At 40.8% G+C, this 19934-nt stretch carries 16 protein-coding genes; 3 read left to right on the plus strand and 13 right to left on the minus strand.

Going from position 1 to position 19934, the window contains the following annotated elements; genetic code table 11:
• Positions 1 to 72: 72 nt before the first annotated feature.
• On the plus strand, positions 73 to 720 hold the full coding sequence (locus ABD930_RS14020; RefSeq protein ID WP_345232361.1) for a PH domain-containing protein: 648 nt from the start codon (positions 73 to 75) through the stop codon (positions 718 to 720).
• A gap of 1 nt (position 721) precedes the next feature.
• Complete coding sequence (lnt, locus tag ABD930_RS14025) at positions 722 to 2338, plus strand: apolipoprotein N-acyltransferase (RefSeq protein ID WP_345232362.1); 1617 nt, start codon at positions 722 to 724, stop codon at positions 2336 to 2338.
• A 102-nt stretch (positions 2339 to 2440) separates the two neighbouring features.
• On the opposite strand, the gene ABD930_RS14030 is transcribed toward lnt, so the two are convergent.
• The 3 genes from ABD930_RS14030 to ABD930_RS14040 all read right to left on the minus strand — a co-directional run bounded on the left by ABD930_RS14030 (position 2441) and on the right by ABD930_RS14040 (position 5491).
• Complete coding sequence (locus ABD930_RS14030; RefSeq protein WP_345232363.1) at positions 2441 to 2989, minus strand: DUF4136 domain-containing protein; 549 nt, start codon at positions 2987 to 2989, stop codon at positions 2441 to 2443.
• A gap of 168 nt (positions 2990 to 3157) precedes the next feature.
• The gene (locus ABD930_RS14035) at positions 3158 to 4795 is read right to left on the minus strand and encodes an NAD+ synthase (protein ID WP_345232414.1); all 1638 of its coding nucleotides are present in this window, start codon (positions 4793 to 4795) and stop codon (positions 3158 to 3160) included.
• A gap of 21 nt (positions 4796 to 4816) precedes the next feature.
• The gene (locus ABD930_RS14040; protein ID WP_345232364.1) at positions 4817 to 5491 is read right to left on the minus strand and encodes an outer membrane beta-barrel protein; all 675 of its coding nucleotides are present in this window, start codon (positions 5489 to 5491) and stop codon (positions 4817 to 4819) included.
• A gap of 111 nt (positions 5492 to 5602) precedes the next feature.
• Here ABD930_RS14040 and ABD930_RS14045 point away from each other — a divergent pair, with 111 nt between their 5' ends.
• Positions 5603 to 8188: a M1 family metallopeptidase gene (locus tag ABD930_RS14045; protein WP_345232365.1), complete on the plus strand. Its 2586-nt coding sequence runs from the start codon at positions 5603 to 5605 to the stop codon at positions 8186 to 8188.
• A gap of 117 nt (positions 8189 to 8305) precedes the next feature.
• Here the strand turns inward: ABD930_RS14045 and ABD930_RS14050 are convergent, their stop codons facing one another.
• The 10 genes from ABD930_RS14050 to atpG all read right to left on the minus strand — a co-directional run bounded on the left by ABD930_RS14050 (position 8306) and on the right by atpG (position 19876).
• On the minus strand, positions 8306 to 9562 hold the full coding sequence (locus tag ABD930_RS14050) for a DUF819 family protein (RefSeq protein WP_345232366.1): 1257 nt from the start codon (positions 9560 to 9562) through the stop codon (positions 8306 to 8308).
• 50 nt (positions 9563 to 9612) lie between these two features.
• On the minus strand, positions 9613 to 11031 hold the full coding sequence (locus ABD930_RS14055) for a sulfatase family protein (RefSeq protein WP_345232367.1): 1419 nt from the start codon (positions 11029 to 11031) through the stop codon (positions 9613 to 9615).
• A gap of 12 nt (positions 11032 to 11043) precedes the next feature.
• Positions 11044 to 12453 carry an arylsulfatase B gene (locus ABD930_RS14060; RefSeq protein WP_345232368.1) on the minus strand — a complete coding sequence of 470 codons (1410 nt, stop codon included), beginning with the start codon at positions 12451 to 12453 and terminating at the stop codon, positions 11044 to 11046.
• 12 nt (positions 12454 to 12465) lie between these two features.
• A complete protein-coding gene (locus tag ABD930_RS14065) occupies positions 12466 to 14142 on the minus strand; it encodes an arylsulfatase (protein WP_345232369.1) in 1677 nt (558 codons plus the stop codon).
• Positions 14143 to 14145: 3 nt separating this feature from the next.
• Positions 14146 to 15858 carry an arylsulfatase gene (locus ABD930_RS14070; RefSeq protein ID WP_345232370.1) on the minus strand — a complete coding sequence of 571 codons (1713 nt, stop codon included), beginning with the start codon at positions 15856 to 15858 and terminating at the stop codon, positions 14146 to 14148.
• Between the two features lie 195 nt (positions 15859 to 16053).
• Positions 16054 to 16710 carry a hypothetical protein gene (locus ABD930_RS14075; RefSeq protein WP_345232371.1) on the minus strand — a complete coding sequence of 219 codons (657 nt, stop codon included), beginning with the start codon at positions 16708 to 16710 and terminating at the stop codon, positions 16054 to 16056.
• A 199-nt stretch (positions 16711 to 16909) separates the two neighbouring features.
• Positions 16910 to 17683 carry a 5'-nucleotidase, lipoprotein e(P4) family gene (locus ABD930_RS14080; RefSeq protein ID WP_345232372.1) on the minus strand — a complete coding sequence of 258 codons (774 nt, stop codon included), beginning with the start codon at positions 17681 to 17683 and terminating at the stop codon, positions 16910 to 16912.
• Between the two features lie 170 nt (positions 17684 to 17853).
• Positions 17854 to 18072, minus strand: coding sequence for a hypothetical protein (locus tag ABD930_RS14085; protein ID WP_345232373.1), 219 nt, complete (start codon positions 18070 to 18072; stop codon positions 17854 to 17856).
• A gap of 127 nt (positions 18073 to 18199) precedes the next feature.
• Positions 18200 to 18790, minus strand: coding sequence for a hypothetical protein (locus tag ABD930_RS14090; protein WP_345232374.1), 591 nt, complete (start codon positions 18788 to 18790; stop codon positions 18200 to 18202).
• 201 nt (positions 18791 to 18991) lie between these two features.
• Positions 18992 to 19876, minus strand: coding sequence for an ATP synthase F1 subunit gamma (atpG, locus tag ABD930_RS14095; protein WP_345232375.1), 885 nt, complete (start codon positions 19874 to 19876; stop codon positions 18992 to 18994).
• Positions 19877 to 19934: the final 58 nt, after the last annotated feature.

The raw sequence follows: 19934 nt of genomic DNA on the forward strand, positions 1-19934 counted from the left end.
CATAACGGGCAACTCTACTCATGATTGGCAACGCATAACGGATAACGCGCAACTCATAAAGATATTAACAAGATGTACATCGAACAATATTTAAATGAAGAACAGGATCCCAAGATAGTGGAAAAACTACTGGGTAAATTAAAGGATATGCTCACCTCGGGGGAGGTTATAACCTACATTGCTGTTCAGAAAAAACCGGCGGTAACCCTTTTGCCAGACTGTATTGTTATTACCAGTAAACGGGTCATTCTTTGTGAATCAGCAAAATTGGGATTAACGACCAATTTCGAGATTTTTACTTGGCAAGAAGTTAAAGAAGTTGCTTTTAAAGAAGAGTTTTTTGGCGCTAAATTCACCATCATACCTCAAAATGGGGAAAATCTAACTGTTGAATACATCCCTAAAATTCAAGCGAGGAAACTCTACCAGCTAGCGAGTGAAGCCTTGGAGAAAAAAATGGAAGAACAGCGTTTACGTGAATTAGAGTTTAAAAAAGCAACCACACCACCAGTGATGCTTAAATCAACCGCCGATTTACCCAACATTGAACCCCCACTCAAACCGACAGAAGAACCAGTATTAAAGGCCAGTGTCCCTGTTCCTGAGCCAGAGGACGAATTGACGCTTAAATTGAAAAAGCTAAAAACCCTTTTCGAAAAACAACTCATTACACAAGCCGAATACGAACAAAAGAAAAACGACATCCTATCTCAATTTTAGTGTGAAAAACTCTTATCGTTTAGCCTTTCTCAGTGCATTCCTATTATGGTTAGGCTGGCCACCTATTCCTTATACTGCTCCCTTACTATTAGTAGCTTTTGTTCCCTTACTGCTAGCGGTTGAACAACTTATCCTCGACGGAACGGCAAAACGTGGACGCAAGATTTTCGGTTTAGCTTTTTGTACGGGTTTTCTTTGGAATACGGCATCTATTTATTGGGTGTATAATGCGATTAGCGCCGTAATGCCTGCTTATATTGCTGTTTTCATATCACTCATTCCCTTTGGTTTAGCCGCTTTACTCATGGCTTTAGCCTTTAGATTATATGCACAATTACGAAAGCGTTATGGCCTAATAGTCAGTCTAGTTGGATTGATTTGCTTTTGGATGAGTTATGAATACCTACATCAAAGCTGGGATCTGGCTTTCCCATGGATGACCTTAGGCAATGGCTTTGCGAATTTTCATCAACTCATTCAATGGTATGAATATACAGGGGTATATGGCGGCACACTATGGATTTGGTTGTGTAATGTTCTACTTTTCCTACTATTGCGAAAAAAGCTTTTGCTTAAAGAACCCCTTGTATTACCTAAATCGATCGCTGGTTTCGCCGCACTCGTATTGATTCCCTGCGCCCTGTCGCTTATCCGCTATTTCACTTATGAAGAGCATGTCAATCCGTCGAATGTGGTCGTTGTGCAACCGAATGTCGACCCCTATGCCAAATGGACCATGCCGATTACCGAACAAGTCGATCAACTCATAGCACTTTCGCGAACAAAAGCACAATCCAATACCGAATTTTTTATCTGGCCGGAATCGGCCATTCCGGAAAGGCCTCCCGGCGTTAATGAAGAAGAAATTAGAAGTAATACCAATTATTTGGATATACGTCAATTTTTGGATGATTACCGAAACGGTAACGTGTTATCCGGTATTGAATCAATGCTGATTTATGATACGTTAGCCACTCCTTCTGCGCAAAAATTAGAGCGTTTGTCTAAATACATTGATGTTTTTAATGCCGCAGTATTGATTGATAATTCATCCAAAGTACAGTTTTATCACAAATCAAAACTGGTTCCCGGAGTAGAGCAATTGCCCTTTGCGTCCTTGTCTTTTCTAAAACCACTATTTGCAGCTTTCGGTGGAAGTACCGGCAGTTACGGAAGACAAGCACACCCCACGGTTTTTTATGCACAAAGTGGTATCGGCGCAGCTCCGGTTATATGTTATGAATCCATTTGGGGCAATTATGTTGCACAATATGTGAAAGATGGCGCTCAATTTATTGCTATCGTAACCAACGATGCTTGGTGGGGGAATACTTCAGGCAAAAGCCAACACCTGGATTATGCCAAGCTAAGAGCCATTGAAAATCGCCGATGGGTAGCCCGATCAGCCAATACCGGTATCTCCGCCTTTATCAATCAACGAGGGGATATTGTCGCAAAAACCAAGTGGTGGGAGCCTGCAGCCTTAAAAGCTGATATCAATTTAAATGAGGCTATTACGTTTTATACCGCAACAGGCGATTATATAGCCTATGTAGCTTGTATAGGATGTTTGGTATATTTGGTACTATTAGTCGGCACTCTACGGCGACAGCAATAAAATAACTACGGAAAGTTTACCTGAAAACCCGAACACTCCTTTCATAAAATAAAAAAGCCCACACCTTTTACAGCATGAGCCTTTTTGCGATCACTTAAATCTTTATTTTTGCGCCATTACTGGATATTGTTTCATGATATTCTGTACCACTACGGGCAAATCATTTACCGCACGTTCAGGGCTTCTCACTTCACCACTTCCTCTACCCTGCCAAACAATCTTCTTTGTTTTGGCATCAATGGCTTCAATGATGATGTGTCCGGCACGAAAACGCTCTCTTCCAACGGCACCACCCATACCCCATCCCCAATATGGACCCCAGCCCCAGCCCCAACCGCCATACATAGGTGCATAAACGGTTCTACTGGTATTATTCACAATGGCTTTATATCGAAATAATAGGTCTGGATTACTTTCATCCCGTGTTAATCCACGCGCTTTTAGCGCTTCATCTGCAGAACGGTAAATATTTTCTTCTGCAATAGCATTATTGTAATACGATTTAGATAAGGAATCTAGGCCCGGTAACCAGGCATACGTTTTATAGGCTGAAAAATCACCTTGGTTGCTTTTCAGGGTATAATATTTATAGGGCGAGCAAGCAGTTACTATAATGACTGCCAATGCTACCAATAATCCTCTGCTTTTCATGTTATTTAACCCTCCGTGTTTTATGTAAAAATAACGAAATTAATGCCAATCTGCTACACATTAGAAAAATTTAACGTTTTTTGACTATTGACTATCGAGGATCGCAACTACTATTCATTGACTCCGATACAACTAACTGATAATGAACAATTAACACATAACAGCACGCTAATGCTTAGCGACCAGAGGCATTACCCGGCCAGAACCAAAGGCTTTTCGGGTTACCCTTAAAATAGGCGGCGCCTGATAACGTTTAAATTCGGCACTAGAAACAAGTTTAATCACCCGCTTTACCAACGCCTCTTCAAAACCATCCGCTATGATTGCTGCTGCACTCCATTCCAGTTCTACATAGCGATGTAAAACGGCATCTAAAATGGCGTATTCGGGTAAAGAATCAGAATCTTTCTGATCGGGTCGAAGTTCTGCCGACGGTGCTTTAGTAATCGTGTTTTTAGGTATGATCTCGCCGTTTCGATTGAGGTAATTCGCCAATTCGTAAACCTTCGTTTTGAATACGTCACCTATCACCCCCAGCGCGCCAGCCATATCCCCATACAAAGTACCATAACCCACTGCCGCTTCGCTTTTGTTTGATGTATTCAGCAAAATATAGCCATGTTTATTGGATATAGCCATTAAAATAACCGCTCGAACTCTAGCTTGTATATTTTCTTCAGTAATATCCATTCCTTTTCCTTTAAATACCGGTGCAAGCACCGTATCAAAAGTTTCGGTTATTGTTTTTATAGGAACGATTTCATGCAGGCAGCCAGTAGCCTGCACGAGATCCAGCGCATCTTTTAAAGAATGCTCCGTAGAATAAACCGATGGTAACAATACACATAGTACATTTTCTGGTCCTAAGGCTTCGCAAGCCAAAGCCGCGACAACCGCCGAATCTATACCTCCAGAGAGTCCTAATATTGCCTTTTTAAAACCAGATTTGGCAAAGAAATCACGTATACCCAATACGAGTGCCTGATGTACACGCGCTATAGAAGAAAGTTCGGTAACAGCAGTAGGCTCCTGCAACGGAGTAATGGATTTATGCACTAGCCTATAATAACGCAGGTCTTCCTGAAAGGCCGCCAATACATCCACTAAAGTAGCCTCACGATCAAACACCATCGATCGGCCATCGAAGATAATGTCTGCATGAGCGCCAATCGTATTTACATAAAATGCAGGCAGTTTATAGGCATTAATATGGTTTCTCACCACTGCTTGCCGGGTGCGAAAGTGATCTTCAGAAAACGGAGACGCTGCAATGTTGATCATGAGATCGGGATCTTGCTTAACCAATTCCCGCATCGGATCTTTTGTATAGATGGAAGATAAATCGCTACGCCATAAATCTTCACAAATCGTCAGTGCTATAGTTATTCCCTTATAGGATATGCATTGGAAGGTATCATTAGGTTCAAAATAACGATATTCATCAAACACATCATAATCAGGCAACAGGGTCTTATGAATGCTATGCTGCACTTGACCTTCGGCTATAAACAGCGCAGCATTGTAAAGCTGTTTGGCATGATTTCGTTTCGTTCGTACAGGTGCACCAATAATACAAGCGATCTGCTGACAATGTACAGCAATCTGGGCAATACTGTCTTCACAGGCATCCAAAAAGGTGGCATACCGAAACATATCTTTGGCTAAATAACCGCCAATGGATATTTCCGGAAATACAACTAAGTCGGCGCCAGCCTCTTTTGCCTGGTCTATAGTCGTGATGATCTTATGGGTGTTTTCTTGAAAATTACCAATATGGTAATTTATTTGGGCTATCGCTATAACCATGTTCGCTTCGTCTTTAATCATTTAAAACAGTATACCCAAATTTAAAGCCACAAATGAATTATTTGCTCCTCCATGTTTAAGCACATTGGTAAAGCCATTATTAAAGGTAAGCCCCGTCATAAAGCGCAGATTATGATCCAATAACCATTCTATTCCACCACCTACCTGCAATCCCAATCGTAAAATATCAGCGCCTCCCTTCATATTATCGTATTCTTGTACAATAACCCGATCTCCATTCATTATTTCTTGTTTAGCACTTAACTTTACACCAAGCGTAAATCCAAATTGACCATAATAACTTCGGTAATACCGTTGGGTACTTTTCAATTTAACGCCTAAAGGAATAGTGGCATATTGCAGCTTGTAGTTATTGGTCAAAAAAGCACCACTGCCGCCAGTTTCGTCTTGATACGTTTCTGACTGTGCCCGTAAATTATCGATAAACAACCCGCTTGAAAAATAATAGTTTTCAGAAAAGGCAAAATCGGCAACTAATCCGTAATTAAATCCAATTTTTGCTGTACTGGATTTTACATCGAAATCGCCATACCGCAACCAATTGATATTTGGCGAAACAGCAATCCCTAAACTAACCGATTTGTAATCATAAGTAGAACTGTTATAATCTTGTGCATGTAGCTGTAAAGAAAGTAAAAGTATGGTAATGACTAAGGATAATTTTCTTAACGACATAAAATTCTTTTTTACTTAAGTATATACACCTCTAATAAGGTAAAACGAATAGGATCAATTTGACAATAATATATCGAATATTTGTATTTTCGTAAAGATCCATCATGAGCCATGACTTTACGTAAAATCAAATGTGCACAAATCTACCTCTTTTTTTTCATTTCTGGTTTAAGTGCCTGTATACAGCACGGAACAAATGACACCAACACGACTGAATCCAAGATGCCGGATCCAGGTATTGCTAAAGAATTGGCCAACTACCGAAAAAAACAGCTCTCAGACATTATTTACCGACTCCATTTCACCATACCTGTAAAAAAGGAGGATCCCATTCTGGCAGAGGAAGTAGTTGAAGTACGGATTCATGCTATACAACATCCTTTGTATATGGACTTTAATGAAGGCACCGATCATTTAGTTTCGTTAGAGGTCAATGGCAAAAAGGTTGCTATTAAGCATGAACAGGAACATCTTATTGTAGCGACTGAACATTTAAACTTGGGGAAAAACACCATTCATATCCAATTTAAAGCTGGAGAACTATCCCTAAACCGGAACGAAGATTTTTTATATACCTTGCTCGTTCCTGATCGCGCAAGCACGTTGTTTCCCTGTTTCGACCAACCTGATTTAAAGGCGATCTACCAATTAAGCATAACGGCTCCAAACAATTGGAAGGTATTGGCTGGGGCAGCCGAAGTAAAACAGGAAAACAAGGGTATATTAACGCAACATGACTTCGAACCTACCGCTAAAATCAGCACCTATCTTTTCTCTTTTGTTGCCGGAAAATTCAGTGAAGCCAGCGATACTTCGGACAGGTTAAATATGCATATGCTTTACCGCGAAACAGATACAGCGAAAATAAAAAATAGTATACCGCAACTATTTAAGCTGCATCGGCAAGCCATTGCGTACTTGAAAGATTATACCGCTTCTCCCTTTCCTTTTCAAAAACTGGATTTTGCGAGTATACCGGCCTTTCAATATGGAGGTATGGAGCACGTAGGAGCTATTCAGTATAAAGAATCCTCACTATTTTTGGATGAAACCGCTACAGCAAGTGAGGAATTGAATCGAGCAAAACTAATTGCCCATGAAACAGCACATATGTGGTTTGGCGATTTGGTGACTATGCAATGGTTTAATGATGTTTGGATGAAGGAGGTCTTTGCCAATTTCATGGCCGATAAAATTGTCAATCCGGCATTCCCAACAACTAATCACGACTTAGTTTTCCTCCTTAATCATTATCCCAGTGCGTATAGCGAAGATCGTACCTTAGGTACCAATCCCATTCGGCAACCCTTGGATAACCTAAAAAATGCTGGATCACTTTATGGAAACATCATTTACGATAAGGCACCGATCATGATGCGCCAATTGGAGTTACTCTTGGGAAAGGAAAAATTCCGAAAAGGGGTGATAAGCTATTTAAAAAAATACGCCTATGCCAATGCTACTTGGAACGACCTGATTGCTCTTTGGGATGAAGAAACAACCGAAAATTTAAAAAATTGGAGTGAAGTTTGGGTGAATGCAAGCAGCAGACCTATTTTTAGTGATCGGGTAACGTATGACGAAAAGAACCGTATTCAGTCCTTTACAATTCAGCAACAGGCAGAAGATGGCAGTGCTAAGATATGGCCACAGCAATTTGACATCGCCCTTCTATATCCAGATTCCATACAGCTGCTTCCTATAAAAATGGACGGTGCATCCTTAGCGGTAAAATCTGCTATCGGACTTCCAAAGCCAGCCCATATCCTTTATAATTTCCAAGGTTTAGGCTATGGCGTTTTTCCGGTAAAAGCTGCTGATTTAGCCATCTTCCCTACTTTAAAGGATGATGTAGCAAGAGCCTATAGCTTCATTAATACCTATGAAGCGATGTTAAATGGCAGTATAAATCCGGAGGAAACCTTAAATCTTTATTTGCAGGCCATCCACTCCGAAAAAAATGAACTTTTAGTCCGTTTAATCACAGGCTATACACAGACCATTTTCTGGACTTTTCTCCATGATGCACAACGCCAGCACTTCCAGACCATTATTGCGCAAACCCTATGGAAAGTCTTGCAAGGTTCCGCTTCGTCCAACAGCAAAAAATCAGCATTTAACTTATTCTGTGCGGTTGCTTACCCATCCAATGAAAGGGAAAAATTGTATCGTATCTGGAAAAAAGAGCTTGTAGTCCCTGGATTGAGGCTGAATGTGGATGATACCGTTAAGCTGGCAAGCAATTTAGCGATTTATCAACATCCAGAAGCTGCAACGATATTAAAACAAACCGGAGAAAGGATTCAGAATCCTGACAAAAGAAGACAGTTTGAATTTCTATTACCTGCCTTAGCCGCCGACGAGCAGGTTCGGAATCAATTTTTCAATACCTTAAGGAATCCTAAAAACCGAGAAAAAGAATCATGGGTGCTGGAGGCACTGGCCAACCTAAATCATCCCTTGCGACAAAAACAAGCCATCAAATACTTGCCCACGGCCTTGGAGCTTGTCGAAGACATCCAACGAACGGGCGACATTTTCTTTCCAAAAGCATGGTTAGTAAACACCGTCGGTCAATACCATTCAAAACAAGCTTATGCTATTGTTGAACACTATTTAAACGCTCATCAGCACTTAGACCCCACATTAAGAAACAAAATCCTTCAGGCCAGTGATAATCTACGGAGAGTAAGATAAGCATTTACAATCCATTTCATTTGTATCATATGTATCATAGAATAACCACATTTGCAATGAAATGAAAATATACCGTTTCATTATGCTAACACAAGCGGCTTTGCATCATTAACCGCATTACGATATCCACTGCATCAAAATGGCACACAAATAACCTCCGTAGGTACCAATCGCATAACCCAGCACGGCCAACACTACACCAACGGAAATCAGCGATGGATTAAAGGTTGCCGCAACAACGGTCGATGAGGCGACACCTCCGACATTGGCCATACTTCCTACAGCGAGAAAGAAATAAGGTGCTCGAATCAACTTACCTACGATAACCAGCAAAAGAATATGAAACGATAGCCAAATTAACCCGACTAAAAACAAGGCGGGATTACCTAAGATGGCGAAAATATTCATCTGCATACCGATGGTAGCTACCAATACGTATAAAAAAACGGAGCCTACGCGGGAAGCACCGGCATGTTCTAATCGTCGCGCACCGGTAAAGGAAAGCAAAATACCCAGAAAGGTAGCGACTAAAATAACCCAAAAGAAAGAAGAGGTTAAACTAAATTTATCCAAAGCGGGAGCATGCAAAGCGATCCAATCAGCAATCGGGTTCGCTAAAAAATGGGCTAGCCCCGTAGCACCGAATGCCAAGCCCATCATGACGATCAGATCTTTGGTTTCCGGTATGCGCGCATTTGCCTTTTGCTCAGCTTCCAATTGCTGTTGGAGTTCTTCTACTACTTGATTGTCAGCCTTAAAAAAACGGTTAAGAACTTCGTTTTTACCCACTCCGTAAAGTAAAAAGGCCATCCAGCCATAGGCTACAAAAACATCTACGGCAATAATGGCTGAAAAAAGCTCGGGTGACGGTTTGAAAATGCTATATAATGCCGCTTCATTGGCCCCTCCCCCAATCCAAGAACCCGCCAATGCCGCTAAGCCCCGCCAGGTGGCGTCTGCGCCCTCTCCACCGGTAACTTGTGGGTAAACTAACGATACCAGCCAGAGCGCTAAGGGTCCTCCCAATAAGATACCAATACTACCCGTAATAAACATGACTCCAGCTTTTTTTCGGAGTTTCCATAACTCTTTAAAATTGAGGTTCAGCGTGAATAAAATCAAGCAAGCCGGTAATAAATAATTGGAACTCATATCGTACAGCTTCGATTGGCTTCCCGAAATGATATGAAAAGAGTTGAGTAAACCCGGTATAAAATAGCATAACAAGATCGTTGGTAAGACAGCATATAACCCCTTAAAAAAACGATGGTTTAAAGAGGAGGTATAAAAAATCAATGCCAATATGATCATTAGCAAACCAAAAACTACGGCATCATTAGTTATTAAGGGTTGTATAGCAGCGGCTTTTTCCATAAAACGAAAGTAATGAATCCACCCTTGTTATACAAACCTGCAAAAGTGCATTAGTTTGTCCTTTTAGGCATGGACTCCCACCAACTCAACAGCCTTTTCTTTAATTTGTCTACTACTTTGGGTTGTTCAGCTGCCCGATTTTGCGTTTCGTTTTTATCCTCTGCAATATTATACAGCTCCACATCGCTTCCATCGTGGTTCATCAATAGCTTCCATTCGCCAGACCGAACGGCTAGGTTCGGACTTTTATCCCTACCTTTTGGATAAGCAAAGGCAATGTCATTACGCCCATATTCCCAAAACATATCCTGTTTTCGAGATGACGGTTTACCAGAAAACAGCGCACTCCGATCTACGCCATCTCCTTTATAATCTTTGGGTAATTTAATCCCAGCCATCTTTGCTAAAGTAGGTATCAAATCAACCGCATCTATTACAGAGGTTTCATCCATCTTACCTGCCGGAACGTGTCCAGGCCAACTGATCAGAAACGGCATGCGCGTTCCCCCTTCGTAAAGGGAGAGCTTTGAGCCCCGTAGACCTCCTGCCCTACTCCCGCGGAAACTGGGTAATGGCCCATTGTCACTGGTAAAAATCACTATTGTATTCTCATCGAGTCCCAATTCTTTTAAACCATCAAACAAGCGGCCGATTTGGACATCGTATTCTTTAAGTACCAGCTTGAAGGCCTCCTCTTGTTCTGGATTTATCGGAAATTTGCCGGTATACTCCGTTTCCGTCCGGGGCACCCATGGAGTGTGCATATCATCTGGCCACAAGTTAACAAAGCAAGGCTCGCCTTTATGTTTCTTCATGAATTCCAAGGTTTTATCCACAAAATATTTTGTTCTATCCCAACGTTTAATACTATCTTGCTTTGACCAAATCCAGTTGGTAGCCGTGATAAGCGGGTCAGGATCTGGACTTTCATAGGTGCTAGCATGTTCATCAATGCCATACTGTTCAAAACCCGGAGCGTTGGTTACATCCCGACCACCTCCCATATGCCACTTCCCGAAATGCCCAGTATGATAACCTGCGCTTTTAAAAAAGCGCGCAATGGATGGAGCTTTCGGATCAAGAAAATCAGCCTGTTGTGCATTCAAGTTATGCTTTTTTGTATCTAGAAAGGTTGAAAAATTCCATCGGGCCGGATACATTCCGGTTAATAAGCCCGTTCTAGAGGGTGAACAAATAGGGGCAGCGCTATAGTAAGATGTAAATTTCATGCCACTTTTGGCCATTCGATCGATGTTTGGTGTAGGCACGAAATTTCCACCAAAGGCGCTAATATCACTAAAACCCATGTCATCGGTCAAAATAATGATGATATTGGGTTGCTGGCTTGGTTTTACAGGTCCATCCGCATAGGCCTTCATGCTTAAACCCATCGTAAAAGAAAAAATGGATATCAATATACCTACGCAAATGATATGTCTAAGTTGGTAGTGATTCATGGTATCGTTCATGTTTGCTGCTTATTATTTTTCTATTTTCCATTCCTTAGGTGCGACAAAGCCTTTTCGTCCCGCTTCATAAGCAGGTACAACATGTTTGGGTTTAATGGCATTATAGGGTACTAAATCTTTCTTTAACTGCTGATATTCGGATATATATTGACTCGAAACATTGGTTTTTTCCGATACATCCTGATCAATACGAAAAAGTTGATCGGCTGTTAATTTCATACTTGGATTTTTATCCGAAGCTTCAATTAATTTCCAATCATGACTAATTATTGCGCCTGAACCAAGAAACAATGTGCGGTCTATCGATTTTGTGCGGTCTTTTAACACCGGTAACATATTCATTCCATCGAATTCCCTTTCCGATTGATTTTTTACTCCTGCAATAGCTAATAAGGTCGGCATAACATCAACATATCCCATTACTTGATTGCTCCTGTAGCCTCCCTGAAATCCTTTTGGCCATCTAATAATAGCTGGAACCCGTACTCCTTCCCACTCAGTAAATTTGGTCCCTCTTAATACGCCACTTGAGCCTGCTTCATTCGGTGCTGGCCCATTATCACTTTGGAATAGGATAACAGTATGCTCATCAATATGAAGATCTTTCAGTGTTTGAAGGATACGGCCAATGTTTTCATCTAAATTACTAACCATCGCAGCATAGGTTTGCTCTTTCGTATTTCCTCTGCCTTTTTCACCTTTACCGGCTTGACCAAAGGTGGGTTTATGCGCATCATAACCATATGTTAACAAATCTTCTTCCTTCGCTTGTAAAGGACCATGCGGCGCATTATACGCAATGTATAAAAAGAATGGCGATTCTTTACTATAACTCGTGATATTTTTAATCGCTTCATCGGTGATTAAGTCGGTAGAATACCCTTGATCATGACTTACCTCAAAATCATTGTGCCAATCCAACTCTCCCTCACGCATATGTGTAAAATAATCGATAGCTCCATTTAAATGGCCGTAAAAATGTGTAAAACCTCGGTTTAGCGGATGGTAAGCCAATAACGCATGTCCAAGGTGCCATTTCCCTAAAATAGCTCTGTTTTTATAACCAGCCTTTGCAAGTAATTGCGGTAAAAATACTTCACCAGTATCTACGCCGAATGTCGACCAAGGTGGAATAACCGAACTACGCAAACCAAAGCGATCGGGATAACGCCCTGTCATTAATCCTGCTCGGGTTGGTGAGCAGATGGCAGCTGTATAGAATCGATTCAACTCAATTCCCTCTTTTGATAAGCGATCAATATGCGGTGTTTTTATGGCACTGCCATGATAACCAACATCTCCCCAGCCTAAATCATCAGCCAAGATGATGATAATATTGGGTTTTGTTGCTGTTTGAGCTTGTACATAACTTATACAAGTGTAAACAACGAATACGAGCTTAAATAATTTATATGGTTTCATCACTCAAGTAACCTAATGTTGCTTTTTCTGCTGCTTATCCAATTGCTTTTGTTTAATAATCGCGCTGATTTTATCAAATGATACCACCCCTACGCGTGCTGCCCATTGATTATACGCCTCCGACATTGCTCTAACCTGATCAGGCATGTCAGCAGCTAAATCGTGCATTTCTGAACGATCTTGTGCTAGATCATAAAGTTCCCAGTGACTTTCACCAGATGGATGGTATTCTTTAACTAATTTTAAATTACCCAAGCGGACAGCAGCATTCCCTTCATGTTCCCAAAAAATGGGTTCACGATGTATCGGTTCTTCCTTCCCTCTTATAACCGGCAATAAGCTTTTACCTTCCATCGGTGAAATAGCATTCCCTTTATAGTGTAATGGATAACTTGCTCCGCTCACATCAACAATAGTAGCCATAATATCCGGCAAAAAACCATATTGATTAGCGAATTTACCTGTTTCTACCGTGGGAATCCCATCTGGCCAATGTACAATAAGCGGTGTTCCTATTCCACCCTCATGGACCCAGTGTTTGTATTTCTTAAATGGTGTATTAGAAGCATTAGCCCATGATTGCCCGTAATTTAGAAAATATCCCCCCTCCGTACCCAATAGCGCTTTCTTTCCAGCTCCTAAGATACCCCCTTCGGCACATGCACCATTATCGGAAAGGAAAAATATTACTGTATTGTCTAACTCGCCTGAAGCTTTCAGGGTTTCAATAACCCTTCCGATATTTTGATCCATACGGTCTATCTGTGCCGCATAAATGGCCATACGGTAATCCATTTCATCTTGCTTTTCTGGACTTAACTTATCCCAATCGGCACCATCATCAGGTGTTAAGATAGCGTCTGCGGGGAGTACACCCAATTGTTTCATCCGTTCAAAGCGCTCTTTCCGAAGTGCGGACCATCCTTGTTTGTATTTTCCGCGATACTTCTTAATATCGGCTTGTAATGCGTTTAGAGGCCAATGCGGACTGGTATACGCTAAATATAGAAAAAAGGGTTGCTCATTTTGCTCCTTATGCTCTTTAATAAACTGAATAGCATAATCCGTGAAGGCATCAGTTATATAAAAATGATCACCTTTCGGTTCAACTTGTTCATTCAATAACGTCAATCCTCTACCTCCCGTTGGGTGAAAGTAGTTTGCTGCTCCGGCCAGAATACCGAAATATTTATCAAAACCCCGTTGCAAAGGCCATTTGTTTTTATCATGATATCCCAGATGCCATTTTCCTGACATTAGGGTTTGGTACCCCGCAGATTTTAATACTTCAGCTATGGTAACGCAATTGAAATTTAACGATCCTTGATAGGCTGGTAGATGGTATTGAAAGCTTGTGCTATCTTCTGGATCATTCGTCATGTGTCCAATTCCTGTCTGATGCGCATACAATCCAGAAATTAGGGATGCCCGACTAGGGCAACACCGTGCACCGTTATAAAATTCCCTGAAACGAATACCCGTTGCCGCTAACTGATCTAAATTCGGTGTATGGATTTCACTTCCATAACAACCAATATCAGCATAGCCCATATCGTCTGCCAAAATAACGAGAATATTAGGCTTCTCTTTCGGTTTTACCTGCACCATGGCTGTCGCCCGAAAAAAGCAGAGCATTAAAGGCAGCAGCATGCATACACATGCAATGGATCGCTTCTGTTGAAAACCCATGATCTATTTCTTTTTGTTCTTCCGCCCGGGTTTTGGCAACACATGGTGCTCCTTTGCCCATTGATTCCACATAGCACTTAATTGTTTTACTTTTTCAGGGTAAGTTCCAGCGAGATCATTTAGTTCTGTGCGGTCATCTGCCAAATTATACAAATGCCATTGCTGATCAGGAATAGCTTGCACTAATTTCCAATTTTGATAGCGAACATACTTACTTCCTTCATGTTCGTTAAATAGTGCCTCATGACCTACGCTATTGTTTCCTTCGAAAACGGGAACTAAGCTTATACCCTGTAGCGGCGTAATTTTATTTCCCTTATAGCTTGTTGGATAGTTGGCCCCCGCGAGTTCAATAAACGTTGCCATAAAGTCCATTACATGCCCCACTTGATCGGTTTTCGTACCCGGATTTTGAATACCATTAGGCCAAAAGGCCAGCATGGGTGTATGCACGCCTCCTTCAGTAGATTGCGATTTCCATAAGCGATAAGGTGTATTAGCTACATTTGCCCAATTTTGCCCAATAGAAAAAAACGTAGTTTGTGGCCCTGGAAGAACGCTTTTGTCCGTTGCATAAGAAATTTTTTGCCCATCGCGTGTCTGTCCAGGTCGATCAAAACCCGGTCCGTATCCAGCAGACGACTCGGCACTTGCTCCATTATCACTTAAAAAGACTATAAGTGTATGATCAAGCTCGCCTGTTTCTTCCAGGGCTTTTAAAATACGACCAATACCTTGATCCATCCGGTCGACCATAGCTGCATGTACAGCCATGGCATGTGCATCCCAAGCGGAATCGGGATTGTTGGTCCAATCTATTTCACCGGGATATCGAGGTGAAAGTTTGGTTTTGGTAGAATCAATTAATCCCAGCTGTATCATTTTTTGATAACGTTGCTCTCGAATGGCCTCCCAGCCTATTTTATAAGTATCTTGATATTTGGCTATGTCTTCCGGTAGTGCTTGTACAGGCCAATGCGGGGCATTCTGGGCAACGTATAGAAAGAAAGGTTGGTCGGATTGGCTCAATGCACGAATATAAGATACAGCCTTATCACTTATGGCATCAGTATGGTAATAACCTTTTGGAACCGATTGGACAGGAGTTGTTCCTTCAACTAAGCTAAAAGGGTCATAATAATCAACCACTCCCCATATTGTACCATAAAACTGCTCAAAACCCCGCTGTGTCGGATATTGATCCAGCGGAGAAAAAAGTGGATGTTCTGCCTGATGATTTAGCCATTTCATCTGCTCTTCGCGATTGGCCTGGGTAAGGGTATTGGAAACATGCCATTTACCTGCCATAGCAGTATGGTATCCCGCTTCTTTTAACACTTCGGCAATTGTTACCGCATTTCTGCCGATATAGCCCCTATATCCACTACTATCTTGGGGGGTGGTCATATCGCCTATACCGGCATCATGGTTATAAAGCCCTGTCAATAACGATGCCCGTGAAGGACAGCACCTTGATATATTGTAAAACTGTGTAAATTGCAGGCCTTGCTTGGCTAACCGATCGAGATTAGGAGTCTGTATCTCGCCTCCATAACAGCCAATATCAGAATAACCTAAATCATCAGCCAGAATGACAATAATATTAGGTCTTTCACCAGGTTTTGGTATATCTTTTGCCCATGTACAGGGTACGATTCCGAACGTAATTAAATAGCTAAAAAAAAAGAAAGAGATTTTAGTTTTAATGGTCATCATATGCTTTTTGTCTTACTGATTTGCGCGGTAGAGCTAAAAACGATCCCATAAAAACACCTGCCTATACTCTAACCTGATGGGAGATTCTTTTAGCGTTAACTTTTTGGTTTAAATCAGTGCCCACTACAAATAACGGAACCCTTTTTAGATAACTTTTATCAAAAGTTTGCTGATTTGTTTCAATGCAACCACCACCTAATACCCCTCGACTTCACTTTTTCCATCTTTTCCAGGTGATCCAGAATAAATTTGTCCCTGCGGTACACCGCCCATTCGCCCACTACCGGAACGTATGCCCATACCGATCTGCGAATAAATGTTGCGCAAATCGGATTGCGGATTAACCCGGTAACCACCTGCCTTAGTATCAATCAACACGTAATTGGGCTTGTTTTTATTTTCTTGTTGAGGGATAATGCCTGATTTGTCGTAACGTAACACTACATTGCCTCCATTTCCATTTGGAAAAGTACGCGTACCATTATTGGCGTCCTGTCCTCCTGCTAATACATATAAGGCGCCTAGTTGTCCAAAACGGAAATCCAGCTGCATATCTGATCCATTGTTTTTACTATCGGTACCGATAATATATGCCTGCTTCGGTATTTCGGCATACTTTACGGTTAAACGCACCTTTTTCTTACCGAAAAAAGCTAATGATGATTTATCTTGCATAATTAGGGTATCAATGGTAAGGACCAACGTAGAATCACGTCTATTCACCGAAAATGTTTTTTTCTTTTTCTTGGCTAGTTCGAGCTTTTGGATATGCTGTACACTATCTTGTGCCTTTAGTAAGGCCATATTCATCCCCAAAAAGAAAAGGAGTAATAAAATAGATTTAGCTTTCATTTGAATCCTATTTTATGGCATTTTGCTGCCCAGTTATTAACTATTTTACGCGCTGCTTTGACGGTTTTTACCACAAGCTAATGCATATAAAACGATTGAATAGGCATAAAAGTTTTTAGCTCAACAAGCCATCATCAAGCACATTGCACATCACTTAGACAATCGTTAGTAACCTTAGTTTAATGAAAAAATCGTCGGCTCAAAAAGAAATTAATTGTTGCTCCCTTAACGATGCCTTTTCTTCCTCTGTAAGCCGCTTGTCTTTTCTATACAAGGCCTGCTCCCAATCGCCATACATCGGATTCGGTAAGATAATATAAAGCGTACCAAACAAATGAGCCATGCGTTCAACTGTTGCTTTAACATGGTCTTTTTCCTGATAAAATACGGTTGAAAAATCACTTAAGTTATCGCCAATCAATAGCATAATTTGATGTGTCTGAGCAATTAAATCCCTTCTGGCTTGCTTATTTGATGTCGAATCTCTAAATAATAGATGTGTTTCATCCACATCAGGAAATCCAAATTTCTTTAGGTTCTCTATCGTCGCTGGTTTTTCACTTTGATCCCGATTACTGACATAAAATACCTGAACCTTTTTGGAAGCAACATATTTTAGAAAACTACAGGCTCCAGGAACCGTATCGGCTTTTGCTAAGGAAGTCCAACGCTTCCATTCAGCCAAGTCAAAGCCTTTCTTAGATAAGATAGCATAAGCACTTTGCGGAGCGTTATCCAATAACGTTTCATCAATATCAACTACAATACATCTTGGCTTTTCCGAGCGTTTTTCTAATGCTTCATTTAAACTTAAGCGTGCATAATTATACGCTTGAAAACAAAGGGCTCGGTATTCACCGGCGTGCTGTTGCCATAAAACTGCAGTAGTATAATCTTTTTCATAATCCTGACCAAATACCGCAGATGTACTAAAAAGAATGATGTATAAAAACGATTTAATGATTTTATCCATAGGATTGTTGATTTAATCTAGCATCCGTATTAGCACACGAACTACTATGAAATATGGATTTAAATAATAATTCATGCTAGCTACTATACGATACGAGTCAACCGAGATGTACTAAAATGAAAAAAGGCGCGAACTACTTTTCACGCCTTTTTTATTTATATATTTCGCATTTATTTTATGATCCGGAATACGGTACGGATACCAATAAAAGATCCAATGATCAATAAAATATTGGAAATGGAAGTAAACAAGAAAGAATCTTGAAGGAAACGGAAGAAAGTACCTGCTAAGCCAAAAGCTACAGCGATAACTAACGTTACATAATAATGCGTTTGGTTAGCGTTATTATCTGTGCTAACATGTGGTCTGGGTTCTACTGAGTTTGCCATAGTAATCTTTTTTGATGCATCGTTAAGTATACCTTAACATGTAGCGATCCTTATCGCTACTCGCATGCAAACTTAGTTAAAATTGCGTTGATCTGCAAGTCTACAAAAATAACAAAATAAGCTTTACTCAGTCCCAATTCATATGGAAACCTATACTCAGATTTACTGTATTTAAGTCTAAACTTTTAGATGATCTATCGATAAAATCTTTGCCTAAATCACCTTGGAGCGTTTTATTAAGCACCTTAAATCTCGGTTGCAACCGTTCATAACTTAATCGAAGAAACCATTTATCTTTAAAGACTGCCTTTAGACCAAGCTCTTGTCCTATCCCCCATCCGCGCAAGTACCGTTCTGCAACGACATAAGCGGGATCATCGCTAAATGCTTCTGCCACCCCACCTTCGGTATCAAAATTGGTACACCAGGCAAAGTCAATCTTTAAAGATGGAAAAAACACGACATTTTCCACCGAAAATGCTTGATATTGAAATTCTGGTCCTATCCGGATAGTTCCAAGATGTTCTAAATAATTATCTGGTAAGGAATGCATATACCACTTCATACCGACCGAACCCTTTACATAAAATTTTTCCGCCATGCCTAAGACCCATTTCGGTCCCAAAAACAGATTTATACCCGCAGGAAAAACATCACGGGTTCCTTCATCTAAAAACAAAGAACCACCTATCTCCATTTCCAGAACTGGATTTCTCATTTGGGCAGGGCTAAAAAAAGGAAAACAGAAGAGCAAGAATAAGGCTAGTTTTTTAGGCATATCGTGTGGTATTAGTTATCAATTTAGACGGAAGTCTATATGAATAGTTTAACCTCACGTTCAAGTAGGTTTCGAAAAAAAAAGTCCTCTTGCCGGCTAGCAAGAGGACTCTGGTAATATTTCTTTGCTAACGACTACTGCTTAACCATTAGATAGCGCAGCAGCACCACTTACAATTTCCGTAAGTTCTGTTGTAATAGCAGCTTGGCGGGCTTGATTGTAAGATAACTTCAGTGATTTCAACAATTCACCAGCATTGTCCGTAGCCTTATCCATTGCCGTCATCCGCGCACCATGTTCCGATGCATGAGAATCTAATACAGCCTTATAAAGTTGTGTTTTGATAGATTTTGGGATGAGCTCTTGGATAATCTCTTCTTTTGAAGGTTCTAAGATATAATCTACCGCAGTTTGTGGTTGGTTTACCTCATGCGTAGTAGGTACCAAAGGTAATAATTGCTCGGTTCTTAAAAATTGAACTGCCGCATTTTTGAACTGATTATAAATAACCTCTACCCGGTCAAAATCACCAGCTAAAAATCCCTTCATGATTACATCCGTAATTTTAGAAGTATGCTCGAAGTTTAAGTTGGCAAATAGCTCGGTGTGGTTACCCAACACATCGTATTTATTCTTTTTATAGTAATCCTGACCCTTTTTACCTATAGCAATGATTTTAATATTGCCCTTTTTGTGCTGCTCACTATACTTCTCTGCAATTAATAGATTGGTAGCTTTAATGACATTAGCATTAAATGCGCCCGCTAATCCCCTATTGGATGTCACGACAACCAATAGAATTTTCTTAGGTTTGCGTACAGCCATATAAGGTGAGGCTGTCCCTTCTACAGACGCCGATAAATTAGCCAATATATCTTTCAGCTTTTCCGCATAAGGCCTTAATTGAACGATTGCATTTGTAGCACGTTTCAATTTAGCGGCAGACACCATTTTCATGGCTCTTGTGATCTGCTGCGTCGAACTAACAGACGCTATGCGATTTCTTACTTCTTTTAAATTAGCCATATATTATAAAAGTTGTGCGTTGTGCGTTGTGAGTACGTTATAAGTCTTACATGATAAG

It is taken from the genome of Olivibacter ginsenosidimutans (genome assembly GCF_039542865.1).
GTDB classification, from domain to species: Bacteria; Bacteroidota; Bacteroidia; order Sphingobacteriales; family Sphingobacteriaceae; genus Olivibacter; species Olivibacter ginsenosidimutans.